This is a genomic window from Herbihabitans rhizosphaerae, from assembly GCF_004216555.1.
GTDB lineage: Bacteria > Actinomycetota > Actinomycetes > Mycobacteriales > Pseudonocardiaceae > Herbihabitans > Herbihabitans rhizosphaerae.
The window spans coordinates 340,303-355,122 of record NZ_SGWQ01000003.1; the positions used below are offsets into that span (position 1 = coordinate 340,303).

At 70.9% G+C, this 14,820-nt stretch carries 15 protein-coding genes and 1 CRISPR repeat array; of the genes, 8 read left to right on the top strand and 7 right to left on the bottom strand.

Annotated features, from left to right (window positions below; genetic code table 11):
* Window positions 1-60 precede the first annotated feature (60 nt).
* On the top strand, window positions 61-1,932 hold the full coding sequence (locus EV193_RS11225; RefSeq protein ID WP_423202158.1) for an MFS transporter: 1,872 nt from the start codon (window positions 61-63) through the stop codon (window positions 1,930-1,932).
* A gap of 10 nt (window positions 1,933-1,942) precedes the next feature.
* Window positions 1,943-2,410, top strand: coding sequence for a DUF2771 family protein (locus tag EV193_RS11230; RefSeq protein WP_165401318.1), 468 nt, complete (start codon window positions 1,943-1,945; stop codon window positions 2,408-2,410).
* Between the two features lie 22 nt (window positions 2,411-2,432).
* Here EV193_RS11230 and EV193_RS11235 read toward each other — a convergent pair whose 3' ends face one another.
* Window positions 2,433-2,822 carry a cold-shock protein gene (locus tag EV193_RS11235; RefSeq protein ID WP_130344367.1) on the bottom strand — a complete coding sequence of 130 codons (390 nt, stop codon included), beginning with the start codon at window positions 2,820-2,822 and terminating at the stop codon, window positions 2,433-2,435.
* Window positions 2,823-2,978: 156 nt separating this feature from the next.
* On the opposite strand from EV193_RS11235, the gene EV193_RS11240 reads away from it, so the two are divergent.
* The gene (locus tag EV193_RS11240; protein ID WP_130343982.1) at window positions 2,979-3,218 is read left to right on the top strand and encodes a hypothetical protein; all 240 of its coding nucleotides are present in this window, start codon (window positions 2,979-2,981) and stop codon (window positions 3,216-3,218) included.
* Here the strand turns inward: EV193_RS11240 and EV193_RS11245 are convergent.
* Window positions 3,151-3,777, bottom strand: a complete 627-nt coding sequence (locus tag EV193_RS11245) for an HAD family hydrolase (RefSeq protein ID WP_130343983.1) — start codon at window positions 3,775-3,777, stop codon at window positions 3,151-3,153. The genes EV193_RS11240 and EV193_RS11245 overlap by 68 nt on opposite strands.
* A 347-nt stretch (window positions 3,778-4,124) precedes the next feature.
* On the opposite strand from EV193_RS11245, the gene EV193_RS11250 reads away from it, so the two are divergent.
* Entirely contained in the window at window positions 4,125-4,499 is a 375-nt protein-coding gene (locus EV193_RS11250) for a YccF domain-containing protein (RefSeq protein WP_130343984.1), read from the top strand.
* On the opposite strand, the gene EV193_RS11255 is transcribed toward EV193_RS11250, so the two are convergent.
* The 4 genes from EV193_RS11255 to EV193_RS11270 form a co-directional block, all read right to left on the bottom strand.
* A complete protein-coding gene (locus EV193_RS11255) occupies window positions 4,458-5,366 on the bottom strand; it encodes a phosphotransferase enzyme family protein (protein WP_130343985.1) in 909 nt (302 codons plus the stop codon). The two genes, EV193_RS11250 and EV193_RS11255, sit on opposite strands and share 42 nt — an antisense overlap.
* Entirely contained in the window at window positions 5,356-6,996 is a 1,641-nt protein-coding gene (locus EV193_RS11260; RefSeq protein WP_130343986.1) for an AMP-binding protein, read from the bottom strand. Before EV193_RS11260 ends, EV193_RS11255 begins: the two co-directional genes overlap by 11 nt.
* Before the next feature lie 148 nt (window positions 6,997-7,144).
* A CRISPR array of direct repeats spans window positions 7,145-7,606; the repeat unit is 37 nt; unit sequence GCCGCAATGGGGTCCGGCCGGTTGAGCCGGAGGCAGC.
* Window positions 7,607-7,807: 201 nt separating this feature from the next.
* The gene (locus EV193_RS11265; RefSeq protein WP_341273156.1) at window positions 7,808-8,455 is read right to left on the bottom strand and encodes a VldE C-terminal domain-containing protein; all 648 of its coding nucleotides are present in this window, start codon (window positions 8,453-8,455) and stop codon (window positions 7,808-7,810) included.
* Window positions 8,456-8,700: 245 nt separating this feature from the next.
* On the bottom strand, window positions 8,701-10,956 hold the full coding sequence (locus EV193_RS11270; RefSeq protein WP_130343988.1) for a helicase-associated domain-containing protein: 2,256 nt from the start codon (window positions 10,954-10,956) through the stop codon (window positions 8,701-8,703).
* A gap of 73 nt (window positions 10,957-11,029) precedes the next feature.
* Here EV193_RS11270 and EV193_RS11275 point away from each other — a divergent pair, with 73 nt between their 5' ends.
* The 4 genes from EV193_RS11275 to EV193_RS11290 are packed head-to-tail and all read left to right on the top strand — an operon-like array spanning window position 11,030 to window position 14,060.
* Complete coding sequence (locus EV193_RS11275) at window positions 11,030-11,215, top strand: hypothetical protein (protein WP_130343989.1); 186 nt, start codon at window positions 11,030-11,032, stop codon at window positions 11,213-11,215.
* Window positions 11,216-11,268: 53 nt separating this feature from the next.
* Complete coding sequence (locus EV193_RS11280; RefSeq protein WP_130343990.1) at window positions 11,269-12,657, top strand: NAD-dependent malic enzyme; 1,389 nt, start codon at window positions 11,269-11,271, stop codon at window positions 12,655-12,657.
* A 9-nt stretch (window positions 12,658-12,666) separates the two neighbouring features.
* Window positions 12,667-13,146, top strand: a complete 480-nt coding sequence (gene moaC, locus EV193_RS11285) for a cyclic pyranopterin monophosphate synthase MoaC (protein WP_130343991.1) — start codon at window positions 12,667-12,669, stop codon at window positions 13,144-13,146.
* A complete protein-coding gene (locus tag EV193_RS11290; RefSeq protein ID WP_130343992.1) occupies window positions 13,143-14,060 on the top strand; it encodes a molybdenum cofactor biosynthesis protein MoaE in 918 nt (305 codons plus the stop codon). Before moaC ends, EV193_RS11290 begins: the two co-directional genes overlap by 4 nt.
* Here the strand turns inward: EV193_RS11290 and EV193_RS11295 are convergent, their stop codons facing one another.
* Complete coding sequence (locus EV193_RS11295; protein WP_130343993.1) at window positions 14,061-14,759, bottom strand: TioE family transcriptional regulator; 699 nt, start codon at window positions 14,757-14,759, stop codon at window positions 14,061-14,063.
* Between the last annotated feature and the right edge of the window lie 61 nt (window positions 14,760-14,820).

Here is a 14,820-nt window from a genome sequence, read left to right on the forward strand (position 1 = left end):
GGGTGGATCCTGGAGAGGGATCAGCACGTCTGTCACACCGAGGTCCCCACGTACGGCAGGATGAGAAGCGTGATTCGTTCCGGTTCGGCTGATCAACCGCCCGGCGGCCGCGGCCGTCGTATGCGCGGTGGCGGCGCGGCGAGCAAGGGCCGCCGTGGCTGGACCGAGGGCGACCAGCAGGCCTCGCGCGGTGACCAGGTCCCCGACCGGCATCAAGGTCAACTCGACTGGCCGGCGCAGGAGCCGGACCACACGCCCCCGCCGCCCTCCAAAGCCACACGCCGGCAGGCTCCGCCGCCGCAGTGGGAGGACGACCCCGACAAGCACAGTACCCGCCCGGTTCGCCGGCGGCCGCCGGCGAACCCGCAGCCGACCAGGCAGTCCTCGGCTCCGCCGCCAGCCCGCCGCGCGCCGCGCGACTCCTACCCGGTTGACGGGCCCGAGCTGTACGGGGACTACGACGAGTACGACGAGCCGCAACCGGAGCGGGATCAGCGCACCGAGGGCACCGTTCCGCACCTGCCGAAGAAGATCACCGTCACCCGGGTGGCCGCGCTGCGCAGCCGGCAGCTCACCTCGCAGGCGATGTCCGCGTTCCGCCGCGCGGCCAAGGCGGACGGCGCGGAGAAGTCCGGCCTCACCGCGCTGACCTACGCCACGATGCTGAACTACGCCAGCGATGCCGCGATGGCGGTGGCGCTGGCGAACGTGCTGTTCTTCTCCCCGACCGACCCGACCGCCGGCCGCGGCAAGGTCGCGCTCTACCTGTTGATCACCGTGGCGCCGTTCGCACTGGTCGCGCCGGTGATCGGCCCGATCTTGGACAAGATCCAGCGCGGCCGCCGGCTGGCCATGTGCGTCGCCTCGGCCGGCTCGGCGCTGGCCTGCGTGGTGATGGCGCTGAACTTCGACAGCTGGCTGCTCTATCCCGGCGCGCTGATGAAGATGGTGCTGTCCAAGTCGTTCACGGTGTTGAAGGCGGCGATCACACCGAGGGTGGTACCGCCGGACATCACGCTGTCCAAGACGAACGCGCGGCTCACCGTGTTCGGGCTCGCCGCCGGCATGGTCGGCGGTGGTCTGGCCGCCGCGGTCGCCTGGCCGTTCGGGTCCTCCGGCGCGCTGTGGTTCACCGCGGTGGTCTGTGTCGTCGGCGCCGTGCAGGGCATGCGGATCCCGGCCTGGGTGGAGGTGACCGAGGGCGAGGTGCCGGCGTCGATCGGCGCGCATCCGGACGGCCCGAAGCGCCAACCGATGGGCCGGCACGTCGTGGTCGCCTTGTGGGGCAACGGAACCGTGCGCGTGCTGACCGGGTTCCTGATGATGTTCGCCGCGTTCGCCGTGCGCGATCACTACCCGAACGACGTGGGGACGCAGCTGATCCAACTCGGCCTGATCGCGGGTGCTGCCGGCCTCGGATCGTTCGTCGGCAACGCGATCGGCGCGCGGCTGCACGTCGGCCACCCGGAGCAGATCGTGCTCGGCTGCGTGATCGGCGCGCTGGTGTCCACGGTCGTCGCCACGGTCGCCGAGGGTGTGCCGACCGCCGCCCTGGTCGGCCTGGTCGGCGCGATCGCGAGCGCGCTGGCCAAGATCAGCCTGGACGCGGTGATCCAGGACGACCTGCCCGAGGCGTCGCGCGCGTCGGCGTTCGGGCGCTCGGAGACCGTGCTGCAGCTGGGCTGGGTGCTCGGCGGCGCGGTCGGCGTGCTGCTGCCGCCGATGTTCTGGCTCGGATTCCTGGTCGTGTCGGTGATGCTGTCGCTCGGCCTGGTGCAGACACTGATGTCGCGGCGCGGCGCCACGCTGATCCCCGGATTCGGCGGCGATCGTCCGGTGCGCCCGATTCCGGTGCGCAACGACGACGGCGGCGGCGGGCGGAAGTTCCACCCGGCCGCACCGGCTCGGGGTCGCGGCGACCGCACCTCGTAGGGTCTTGGGCGTGCGTCGGGTAATTCTGTTGATCGTTGCCGCGGCCGCGGTGCTCACCGGGTGCGGCGGTGCCGCGCCGACGCCAGACGTGACGTTCTACGCGAACGGGCACGCGGCCGACACCGGTCCGATCGCGTTCTGCCATCCGGGCACACGCGAGTGCGTCAAGGACGAGAACGCGATGGCCCGGCTCAAGGTGCCACCGGGCCAGCCGCTGCACATCTCGGTGGGCGGCGACGTGGCCGAGGGCCCGTGGGCGGTCGTGTTCACCTATCGCGACGGCGCCGGCAACGAGCAACACGGCAGCAGCGCGCTGCAGTTGTCCGGCCGGCGCTACGCGTACACGCTCAGCCTGCCCAACGACACCGACCAGCTGCTGTTCGCGCACGTGCAGCAGATGGCCATGGTCGTGATGGGGCCGGAAGGGGCGCTGCCGCGCGCGACCGGTTACTGGTCGCTCGCCGTCGACGTGCGGTGAACCCCTTGCGGGGCAACAACCTTTACGACGGGTCGAGGTCGCGCGCGACGGCCCGCATGACCTCGGCGATCCGCGTGATGTTCTTGCGGTCCGGGTAGCGCCCACGGCGCAGGTCCGGCTGCACCTTCATCTCCAGCAGCTTGATCATGTCCTCGATGAGCCCGTGCAACTCCTCGGCCGGGCGGCGCTGCGCCTCGGCCACCGACGGCGGCTTCTCCAGCAGGCGCACCGACAGCGCCTGCGGGCCGCGGCGCCCGTCCGCCACGCCGAACTCGATGCGCTGGCCCGTTTTCAGCCCCTCCACGCCGGTCGGCAGCGCCGACTTACGGACGTACACGTCCTCGCCGTCTTCCTGCGTCACGAACCCGAAGCCCTTCTCCGAGTCGTACCACTTGACCCTTCCGGTCGGCACAGCGCTCACCGTTCTCTCGTCGACGTTCCCTGTCGCGCGTGGCTCCCCATTCCGCACGACGAACGCGCCCCAAGACACGGCCTGGGACGCGTGGACTCCAGACTATGCCAAACCGCCGACAAGTCGTAGTGCCCCTACGTCGGCTACCCTGGCGCCGTGTCTCGCCAAGACCGGACAACGCTGCTGCCCATCGCCGTCGGCTTGTTCTCCGTCGGCCTGGTGGCGGTGATCACCGTGTTCTCGCTGTTCGCCGGAGGCAGAACCGACGTGCCGGTGTGGCTGTCCGCGGCGGCCATGCTCGTCCCGGTCGGACTCGCGCTCGCCGTGCTCAGCGTGGTGCGCCGGCCGAACCGGCATGGCGCGCCAGCCAGCGGGGGAACTCACCGAGCCCGCTGAGCACCACCTGCGCGCCCGCGTCGCGCAGTTCGTCCGCGTCGTACGGGCCGGTCGTCACACCGACCGCGGTCGCTCCCGCGGCCAGCGCGCCCTCGATGTCGCCGACGTGATCACCGACATACACCTCGACGCCATGCTCGCGCAGCGCGTCCGCCTTGCCGACCGCCCACAACTCGCCGGCGAGCCCGTCGATCTCCCAACCGAGCGCCTCCATGTGCAACACGGCGTTCGGCTGGTACTTGCCGGTGATCACGAACACCTTGCCGCCGACCGCGCGGACGGCCGCGATCGCCTCGGCGGCGCCCGGCATGGTGACCGTGGACGGGATCACCACCTCCGGGTAGCTCGTGCGGAACTCGATCACCGCGCGCGGCACGAGGTCCTCGGGCATTCCGCACCGCGGCAGCAGGATCTCCAGCGGTGGCCCGAGGTTCGCGCCGAAGTGCTCGCTGTCCAGGGGAACCCCGTACAGGTCGGCGAGCCGGTCGAGCAGGGCGACCATGCCGGGCTTGGTGTCGATGAGGGTGAGATCGAGGTCGAACCCGACGGTCAGTGGCACACCGCCACGATACGGATCAGCCGATCTGGTGCGGGCAGAGGAGGTTGCCGTCGGTGTCGCGGAACCAGGCCGCCCGTTCGCCCGCCCATGGTGGCGATGTGGTCGACGGTCTTGAGGGTGACCCCACCACCGCCGACGGCCTTTGCGCACCCCCTATGGATCTTGTGTGACCTGGGCTTTCTGCGTGGCCGAGGGACTTTAGCGGGCTAAAGTACGCAGAACATGAATGGAGCGATCGCTAAGTTTCGGACGGCACGACGGTGTTCACCAGCCACCTACGGGGTCTATGGGTCCAACGCCCGTTCGCCGGCTGGGCACGACCGCACACGATGCGCCACGATGGAGGCATGAGCCTGATCCTGAACGTCATCTGGTTGGTGCTGTGCGGTTTCTGGATGGCTCTGCTGTACACCTTGGCCGGGATCATCTGCTGCATCCTGATCATCACGATCCCGTTCGGGCTGGCCTCGTTCCGGATGGCGAACTACGCGCTGTGGCCGTTCGGGCGCACGCTCGTACCCCGGTCGGGTGCGGGCGCGCCGTCGGTGATCGGCAACATCATCTGGATCATCTTCGCCGGGTGGTGGCTGGCCATCGGGCACCTGTTCACCGGCTTCCTGCTGTGCATCACGATCATCGGGATTCCGTTGGGAGTGGCGAACTTCAAGCTGATCCCGGTGTCACTGGTGCCGCTCGGCAGCGAGATCGTGCCCGTGAAGTGACTGAGCGATGAGCCCGGTCGGCGACAGCACGTCGCGCACGTGTCCCAGCGCCTGCTCGCTTCCGTCGAGCGCCCACTCGGTGAGATCGACCAACGCGCGGACGCACCGGTGGTAGCGAAGGTGATCCTGGTCCACCTTCACGGGCCCGTAGCCCTCGAAGAACGCTTGCTGCTCACCCGGTGTCACCGGCGCGAAGGCGAGCACACCGCCGAGTACGAACATCAGGTCCTGCTCACGCGGGGCGAGCACGGCGTCGTCCCAGTCGATCAGCCACACCTTCTCGCCGTCCAGCAGCACGTTGCCGGTGTGCGGGTCGGCGTGACACACCACCACCGAGTTCTCCTTGTCCCGCAACATGTTCGCGAGCCGGTCGGCGATCGCCAGTACGGCGTCCACATCGTCGCGGCGGAAGTCCAGAGCGTGCACGGTGTCGGCGAGGCGGCCGTGGTCATAGGACTCGCGCGGCAGCGCGGCCAGCTCGCCGGTCACCTCGGTGGCATGCACCTCTGCCAGCAGCGCGCCCAAGTGCCGCCAGTGGGCCGGCGTGAGCCCTTCGTCCATGCCTCGCCGATCGGACACCCACGGCGCGACCGACAGCCGCCGCTCGCCCCGAATCGTCCACATGCGACCGTCGCGAGTGGACAGTGGAGCGAGCACGCCGTCGATCCCGCGTGCGGCGAGCAGCGCCGGTACGGTAAGCCCGGCCGCTGATCCGCCCGCGCTCAACTTGACCGCGAACCGTTGTCCCGCAACGGAAACACCGTGCCACAGTTCGGCGAGCGTGTCCGCGCCAAGGCGCGCGCGATCCAGCGACGCCAGCTCGACGCCAAAGTCTTCGCGGACCCAGGCGGCCAGGTCAGCGGTCACCGGCGTCCACGCCGAGCAGCTCCACCGAGCGCTCCCGCATCTCCACCTTGCGGATCTTGCCGGTCACGGTCATCGGGAACTCATCAACGATGTGCACGTAGCGCGGGATCTTGTAGTGCGCGAGCTTGCCGGTACAGAATTCGCGAAGTGCTTGCGCGTCAAGGGGTTCCGCGCCCGGGCGAAGCTGGACCCAGGCCATCAGCTCCTCGCCATACTTCGCGTCCGGCACGCCGATCACCTGCGCGTCCTGGATGTCCGGGAGGGTGTACAGGAACTCCTCGATCTCGCGCGGGTAGATGTTCTCGCCGCCGCGGATCACCATGTCCTTGATCCGGCCGGTGATCTTGACGTAGCCGTCGCCGTCCATGATCGCGAGGTCGCCGGTGTGCATCCAGCGGGCGGCGTCGATCGCCTCGGCGGTCTTGTCCGGCTCCTCCCAGTACCCGAGCATCACCGAGTAGCCGCGGGTGCAGAACTCGCCGGCCTCGCCGCGCGGGACGGTCAACCCGGTTTCCGGATCGACGATCTTGATCTCCAGGTGCGGGTGAACCCGGCCGACGGTGGACACGCGCAGGTCGATCGAGTCGTCCGCGCGGGTCTGCGTGGACACCGGCGAGGTCTCGGTCATGCCGTAGCAGATCGTCACCTCTGTCATGCCCATCCGCTCGATGACCTGCTTCATCACCTCGACCGGGCACGGCGAACCGGCCATGATCCCGGTGCGCAGGCTGGACAGGTCGTACTCGTCGAACGCCGCCTCGGCAAGCTCCGCGATGAACATCGTCGGCACGCCGTACAGCGAGGTGCACCGCTCGGTCGCGACGGCGTTCAGGGTCGCGAGCGGGTCGAACGAGGGTGCCGGGTACACAATGCAGGCGCCGTGGCTGGTGGCGGCGAGGTTGCCCATCACCATTCCGAAACAGTGATATAGGGGCGGAACCACGCAAATCCGATCCACCTCGGTGTATCCGCACAGCTCGCCCACGAAGTACCCGTTGTTCAGGATGTTGTGGTGCGACAGCGTGGCGCCCTTGGGGAAGCCGGTGGTGCCCGAGGTGTACTGGATGTTGATCGGATCGTCCGGCGACAGGCTCGCCGACCGCTCGGCCAGCGCCGCCGGGTCCGCGCTCTTTCCGTTGGCGCACAACGAGGTCCACTCCTCGCCGTCGAGCAACAGCACGTGCTCCAACGCCTCGAGGTTCGGCCGGACCCGCTCGATCATGCCGGCGTAGTCCGACGTCTTGAACGCGCGCGCGGCGACCAGGACTCGCACGCCGGCCGACCTCAGCACGTACTCCAGTTCGTGCACCCGGTAGGCCGGGTTGATGTTGACCAGGATCGCGCCGATCTTCGCGGTCGCGTACTGCACGAGTGTCCACTCCGGACAGTTGGGCGACCAGATGCCGACCCGATCGCCCTTCTCGACGCCCAGCCCCATCAGCCCGAGCGCCACCGCGTTCACGTCGGCCTGGAACTCGCGGTAGGTCCACCGTCTGCCGCTCGTGGTGTCCACGAGCGCGTCGCGATCACCGAACGCGGCGACCGTGCGGTCGACGTTGTCGCCGATGGTGTCACCGAGCAGCGGCACCTCCGACGTCCCGGACGCGTAGCTCGGCAGCGATGTCGTCACGTCAGGCCTCCTCGCCTCGACGGGTGCGGCTCCATCCTCACCCGCACCGCCCGCCAAGGAAAAGGGCGCACCCACGCAGCCACCCACACCTGTACTAACCCGAGGCCGGAGACGTGGTCCGCATCCGCACGACGATCAGCTGCGTCACGCCGCAATGGGGTCCGGCCGGTTCAGCCGGTGTTCTCGTTGCAGGATCTCGCCGACCAACTGCCGCAATGGGTCCGGCTGGTGGCAGTCACCAGCACGCGACCGGCGCTCTGTTCCGGTTGCTGTGGCCGCAATGGGGTCCGGCCGGTTGAGCCGGAGGCAGCGCCGTTTCCTGCTGTGGCTGGCGAAGCGGGTTAACCAGCCGCAATGGGGTCCGGCCGGTTGAGCCGGAGGCAGCGCCGCCGGTCGCCGCCGGGTGCGCGGTGTAGGTCAGGGCCGCAATGGGGTCCGGCCGGTTGAGCCGGAGGCAGCTCGATGTGGGGATCGCGCGCACGCTGCTCCTGTACACGCCGCAATGGGGTCCGGCCGGTTGAGCCGGAGGCAGCCGCGCACCGAGGGCGTGCCGGTGCACCTGGCGGAGGGGGAGCCGCAATGGGGTCCGGCCGGTTGAGCCGGAGGCAGGGCTTCTGATTCTTGCACGGTCTGACCTGCGGAAACAGGGACGGTTGCGAGCGGTCCACTCGGCGGGCGTGTATCGGGCGGCCACCGAGGGCTAAAAACGGCCGTTTCTGCGGGTTGACCTGGGCGCGAGCGGTCCCCGGGAGTTGAGCTGGTACCGGACCGCTCGCATACGAAGGCCCGCCCGTCGTGGCAGATGCGGGCCTCAGCAGGTCACGGACACCTTCGCGCCGGAGCGGAACGACACGTGCACGTGGTCGAAGTGGTTCGCGGTCGCGCCGCCGCGGTCCTCCATCGTGGACCAGCCGCTGCCGTCGTTGTACCGCTGCCGCCAGATCACGTACGTGACGCCGAACGCCTTCTGGTTGGCCAGGATGTAGTTGGCGATCAAGTTGCCCTTGGCGGTGTCGACCATGAAGTCCAGCGCCAGACCGGACGGGTGGTCGCTGGCGCCGCCGCGCGCGGCCCGGCCGCCGATGTCGTCGACGCCGAACATGGTCGCGATGTGGTTGCCCACCTGCGCCACGTGCGACTGAACGCCGTCCAGCGTCGTGCCGCACGCCTTGCCGGCGGTTCGCGGACGCGGCGACGGCTTGGGGGGAGTCGTCGTGGTCGTCGGCACGCGCGTGGTCGTGGTGGAGCTCGGGGGTGGCGCGACCATCGGCACGGGTGCCGTCGTCGGGATGGGGACCTGCGTCGTCACCGGGAGCTCGGCCGTGGTCGGGGGCACGGTCGGACCTGGCTCGACGGCGATTCGGGCCGCCGTGTCCTGAGTGGGAAGCTCTGAGCCGCTGGTCAGCGAGACGGTGACCGCGAGTCCCGCGGCGACCGTGACGCCGAGTCCTGCCGGCACCTTCCAATCGATGAGCTTCTTCGGGGGCTTTCTATGTCGACCTGCCATTCGGGGGATCACCGCTGTCATTGGGTCGGGGTCAGGTCCGGGGGAAGACCTCGGCTCCGGGGTCTGAGCCAGCCGTGACATTACGAAACGGACACGGCGGTGTCACGCCGGCGTGTCCGTCGCCACATTTTCGCTGGTGAACGTGTCACGTCTACCAGCGCTTATCGCGGGCGGTTATCAACCAGACACGAATTGATCTATTCCTCGACCAGTGCCGCGGACGTTATCCGGTGCAGTGGAAAACGGTGGATCTCGTCGGTCTCGGAATCCCGCCCCTCGAGAATTCCGCCGCCAACCCTGATCGGTTCCAAGATCCGCTGACTGGCCACTCCGTGCGCGTCGACCACACCGATCCACGCGCTGCGGCCCTGCTGAACGGCCTCCTGCAGCAGCGCCAGGGTGCCCGAGGTGTCCGCGTCACCGGCGGCCAACCGGACACTGCGCCCGCGCCGGCTCGCCGACGCCCGGTCCCCCGCGCGCACCTTCGCCACCAGCTCGGCCACCCGCTCCTGACTCGGCGGCCTCGGCGCCGGCGCCGCGATCTTCGCGCGGGAGGCCAGCCGCCGCCCGCGCGGCCGCACGTCGATCACCTGACCGTCCGGCCCCTCGGCGGCCGGCGAGAACCCGTTGTCCCGCAGCTCGTCCAGCACCTCGATCAACGGCAGCGGGCTGACCAGCACGGTCGGCGCGATCCGGCGCAGCTCCAGCCGGTGCGCCACCGCGCTCGCCGCCACCTCGGCGACCAGTGCGGGATCGTCGCAGCGCAGGAACGAGCCGGCGGTGCCACCGCGCAGCCGCCCGTGCCGGCGCGCCACGTCGTCGATCATGTACGTCAGCGACTGCGGCACCGGTGTGCGCGAGTGCGTCCGGAACAGCTCGTGCAGATCGTCGGCCGACCGCCCGGCGTCCAGCGCGCGGCGCACCGACGGCTCGCCGATCCGGTACACCGTCGCGCCGCCGGCCGACTCCACGTCGGCCACCTGCGCCATCGCGGTGGCCAGCTCCGGCTCCAGCGGACCGGGCGCGACCACGGTCAGGTCGGCCTGCACGAGCACGTGGTCGACCGGCTGCGGCATCGCCTCGGCCATGCGCTTGGCGGCCGCGCTGGTCCCCTCGTCCAGCAGCGCGCGCCCGGCCGAGGTGAGCGCGCCGAGTGCCACCACGCCCAGCGCCGTGGCCTCGCGCAGCGTCCAGCGGATGATGTCGTCGCGCAGCCGGCCGCCGCGCCGGGGTGCGCGCCAGGCCAGCACGGCCACCAGGTCCTCGGGGTCGCTCACGCCCTCGCCGCCCGCGAGATCGGCCAGCGCGCCGAGTACGCGGGCGCGATCGGCCGGCGCGTGCGGCCGGCGCAGCTCGTCGGCCAGCGGCACGAGCAGCCGGTCGCGGGCGTCGCGGCGGCCACCCAGCCCTGGCAGGCGCGGCAGGTCCAGCCACGCCGCGGCGAGCGTCGCCCAGCGGTTGGCCGGCGTCGCGGCGAGCCACACGTCGGCCTGCGCGGTGGGCAGCCACTCCGGCGCGGTGGCGGCACTGTCGGCGACCAGTCCCGCGCCAAGGGCGAGCTCGGCGATCAGACCCGCCTGCGTCTCGTCCACGTCGAGATCCCTGGTCAGCCTGCGCAGATCGCGCACGCCGAGCCCGCCGGCCTTGAGCACCGACGGCGGCTCCTCCGACCACCGGTTCAGCAGGTTCTCCACGTGCCGCGACATCTCCGCGGCCTCGCCGGCGCCCGTGGAGTCGACCGTGACCGCCTTGTGCGCGCTGGTGCGCAGCGGCGGCTCGCCCACCGCGACCGGGCCCAGCGGGCTGTCCCGCAGCGCCAGGCCGATCTCGCGCGGCAGCTCGACGGTGTCCGGGTCGCGGTGCAGCAGCAGGCCCTTGGCGAGCAGCTTCTGCACCGGTGTCTCGGCCCGCTCCAGCGAACCGGTGAACCCGGCGTCCTTGGTGCGCCCGATCGGCGGCCCGTGCGCCAGCGACACGACCATCCGCCGCTCCGGCTCGGACAGGTCGTTGATCACCTCGGGCAGGTCGACCTCGGCGAGCACGGGCTTGGACTGGCCGAGGCCGCCGGGGAACGGGCCCAGCGCGTTGGAGACCCCGGACGCCAACCGCAGATCGTGGTCCTCGCCCCAGACGAGGATGAGCCGCCGCAGCCCCTTCACGGCCGCCTTCACCCGATCGACGGTCACCCCGTTGCCGATCATGGGGACGATCGCGTCCACGGTCACCGCGTCGAGATCGGCACGCAGCAGGATCATCGCCTCGAGCACGGCGAGGCTGAGCGTGTCCAACCCTTCGCAGGCGCGCGCGGCCGAACCGGAGGTGCCCGCGCGCACGACCACGACCGCCGTCTCGGCGGGCGGCGGCGTGGCCAGGTCGGGGCGAGCGGACAGCAGGCCGGCGAGCATTTCGTCGTCCTGTGCGCGCAGCCAGTCGATCAGGGTCGTGCGGGACACCTGACCACGGTATACGGAGCGGTCATCCGGTAATCTCGCTCCCGCGAACGCACCGAGCTATCAGGAGGCTGACGTGGCGAAGGCCGGCCCCACCGACCGGGTTGACCCGCACTGGCCCGAGGTCCCCGACGGCGAGCACCCGGTGAGTGAGATCGCCGCGGACCGCCAGGGCGCGCTGTCGCCCTACGGTGACCTGACCTTTCCCTTGGACGCCAACGAAATCGGGTACACCCACCCGGTCACGAAAATAAACAAGTAGCACCGGGCGTAGGCTCCTCCGGCAGATCAACGACGATTCTCCTGGAGCGCGTTATGCCCGTGCCCGGCCCCGGCTACTCGATCACCGTCCGGGTCGAAGCGCCCCCGTCCGCGAGTGCCGCGGGCGACCTCACCTCCGCGATCGGCCGCGTCGGCGGTGTGATCACCGCGTTCGACGTCGTCGAGTCGCACGCCGACCGCGTGGTCGTGGACATCACCTGCAACGCGGTCTCGGAGAACCACGCGCGCGACATCACCACCGCGCTGGAGTCGCTGCCGGGCGTGCACGTCCGCAAGATCTCCGACCGCACGTTCCTGATCCACCTCGGCGGCAAGATCGAGGTCAGCGCGAAGGTGGCGCTCAAGAACCGCGACGACCTCTCCAGGGCCTACACCCCCGGCGTGGCGCGGATCTGCCAGGCGATCGCGGAGAACCCGGACGACGCGCGCCGGCTGACCATCAAGCGCAACACGGTCGCCGTGGTCACCGACGGGTCGGCCGTGCTGGGCCTGGGCAACCTCGGGCCGGCCGCGGCGCTGCCGGTGATGGAGGGCAAGGCGGCGCTGTTCAAGAAGTTCGCCGGCGTGGACGCGTGGCCGGTGTGCCTGGACAGTCAGGACACCGAGGAGATCATCCGCGCGGTCGAGCTGATCGCGCCCGTGTACGGCGGCATCAACCTGGAGGACATCGCCGCGCCGCGCTGCTTCGAGATCGAGGCGCGGCTGCGCGACAAGCTGGACATCCCGGTGTTCCACGACGACCAGCACGGCACGGCGATCGTGGTGGTCGGGGCGCTGCGCAACGCGCTTCGCGTGGTGGGCAAGGACATCGCGGACTGCAAGATCGTGGTCTGCGGGGTGGGCGCGGCCGGCTCGGCGATCATCCGGCTGCTTCTGAACAAGGGGCCCGGCGACATCCTCGCGGTGGACGTGGACGGGATCGTGCACCCCGAGCGCGGCGGCCTGGACCCGAACCTCGCCTGGATCGCCGAGCACACCAACGTCGAGCGGCGCTCCGGCTCGCTGCACGAGGCGCTGGTCGGCGCGGACGTGTTCGTCGGCGTCTCGGCGCCCAACCTGTTCGGCGCCGACCAGGTCGCCACGATGGCATCCGACGCGGTGGTGTTCGCGCTGGCCAACCCGGACCCCGAGGTCGACCCGCTGGACGCGCAGAAGCACGCCGCGGTCGTGGCCACCGGGCGGTCGGACTACCCGAACCAGATCAACAACGTGCTGGCCTTCCCCGGGGTGTTCCGCGGACTGCTCGACGCGCAGGCGCGCGGGATCACCGACGCGATGCTGCTCGCGGCGGCCAACGCGATCGCCGACGTGGTGGACGGCGACCGGCTCAACGCGTCGTTCATCGTGCCGAGCGTGTTCGACTCGGCGGTGGCCCCGGCGGTGGCGGACGCCGTGCGCCGCGCGGCGGTTGACGAGGCATAACATCGAGGTGTGGCTGAGCTGACGCACCTGGACGAGACCGGCGCGGCGAGCATGGTGGACGTGTCCGGCAAGGACGCCACCACGCGCACGGCGATCGCCTCCGGGGTGGTACGCACGACCGCCGAGGTGATCGGGCTGCTGCGGGCCGGCGAGTTGAAGAAAGGTGACGCGCTGGCCGTCGCGCGGGTCGCCGGGATCATGGGCGCCAAGCGCACGCCGGACCTGATCCCGCTCTGCCACCAGATCGCACTGTCCAAAGTGGACGTCGAGTTCTCCTTGCGGGACAACGAGATCGGCGTGACAGCGACCGCCCGCACGACCGATCGCACCGGCGTGGAGATGGAGGCGCTGACCGCCGTCACGGTGGCCGGGCTGACCCTGCACGACATGATCAAGGCGGTCGATCCGGCCGCGACGCTGGACGCCGTGCGGCTGGATCGCAAGGACGGCGGCAAGACCGGCACCTGGACTCGCCCGGAGGACCGATGAGCAGGACCGCCCGCGTGATCACCGCGTCCAACCGGGCGGCGGCCGGCGTGTACCCCGACCGCACCGGGCCGGTGATCGCATCCTGGCTCGCCGAGCGCGGGTACACCGTGGACGGCCCGGTCGTGGTGGCCGACGGCGATCCGGTGGCCGAGGCGCTGCGGACGGCGGTGCGGGACGGCGTGCACGTCGTGATCACGACCGGCGGCACCGGCGTCACCCCGACCGACCGGACCCCGGAGGCCACGGCCGCGCTGTTGGACTACGAGATCCCCGGGCTGGCGGACGCGATCCGCGCGGCCGGGCTGCCCGCCGTGCCGACCGCCGTGCTCTCCCGGGGGCTGGCGGGCGTCGCGGGCGGCACGCTGATCGTGAACCTGCCCGGCTCGACCGGCGGCGTGAAGGACGGGCTCGGCGTGCTGGACGGCGTGCTGGACCACGCGGTCGATCAGCTCCAGGGCGGCGACCACCCGCGCGTCGCGACCACTACCCCAGCCCGCGTGCTGCGTGCCGAGGTGCTCGACTCGCCGATCTCGGTCGAGGAGCACGCGGCTCTCGTGGCGGACCGCACGGCCGGCGCGGTGGTGACCTTCGCCGGCGTGGTGCGCGACCACGACCACGGCCGCGACGTGCGCGAGCTGACCTACGAGGGCCACCCGAGCGCGAAGGACGTCATCGCCGAGGTGGCCGAGCTGATCGCGCGCCGGCACGCGGGCGTCGCGGCGCTGGCCGTGAGCCACCGGATCGGGACGCTGGCCATCGGTGACGTGGCGCTGGCCTGCGCGGCCGCGGCCGCGCACCGCCGCGAGGCGTTCACCGCGTGCGCCGACCTGGTCGACGAGGTCAAGGCGCGCTTGCCGATCTGGAAGCACCAGATCTTCGCTGACGGCACCGACGAATGGGTGGACTGCCCGTAGTCAGCGTTCGCGGGCACGCAGGTAGTGGCTGAGCTGAGCGGCCGCGTCGAGCATGGCGATGCCCCGGGCGGTGAGCCTGCGCTGCCAGTCGTTCAGGGCGCGCGACAGCGAGTCGGTGCCGCCGGCCGTTCTGATCTGGTGGACCACGGTGGCGATGTGTGCCAGCGGATAGCCGCCGCGTCGCAGCAGATGAGCCAGCTCCGCGTCGCGGATGTCGCTCGCGTCGTAGACCCGGTAGCCGGTGGCCGGGTCGCGCGCCGGGGTGAGGATGCCGGCGTCCTCCCACGTGCGCACGGTGGCCGGGGTGACGCGGAGCCGGTGTGCGAGTTCGCCGATGGTTCGGGTGTCCGCTGACCGGTCCGGCGCGGCGCCGGCCTCCGCCGTCAGGTGATCCACCGCCTCCCGCACCGCGTCGAGGGTGTCGCGGTCGCGGAGCAACTGGCCGTGGCCGCGGTCGATGACCAGCAGGGCGTCGTCCAGCTCGTCATCGTGGACCGCGATCATGATCCGGCCGCCGGCCGCGTACCCGTGGGCCGACACGAGGGCGAGGTAGGCGCGCAGCGCGGCCGCGTGCAGGTCGGTGTAGATCCGGTAGCCGCTCGGTGTGCGCTCCGCGGGCGGGATGAACCCGTCCCGCTCGTAGTTGCGGACCGCCTGGGTCGAGACGCCGTGCTCGCGCGCGAGATCAGCCGTACGCACGGTTTGAGACTTTACCGCGCCCTACCACCGTCAACGCGGGCAAAGTGCCAACCGATCTTTC

Excerpts from the sequence above, each read along its gene's own strand:
- EV193_RS11250 (WP_130343984.1), top strand. The coding sequence starts at position 4,125 with ATGAGCCTGATCCTGAACGTCATCTGGTTGGTGCTGTGCGGTTTCTGG.
- EV193_RS11280 (WP_130343990.1), top strand. The coding sequence starts at position 11,269 with ATGCCCGTGCCCGGCCCCGGCTACTCGATCACCGTCCGGGTCGAAGCG.
- EV193_RS11225 (WP_423202158.1), top strand. The coding sequence starts at position 61 with ATGAGAAGCGTGATTCGTTCCGGTTCGGCTGATCAACCGCCCGGCGGC.
- EV193_RS11290 (WP_130343992.1), top strand. The coding sequence starts at position 13,143 with ATGAGCAGGACCGCCCGCGTGATCACCGCGTCCAACCGGGCGGCGGCC.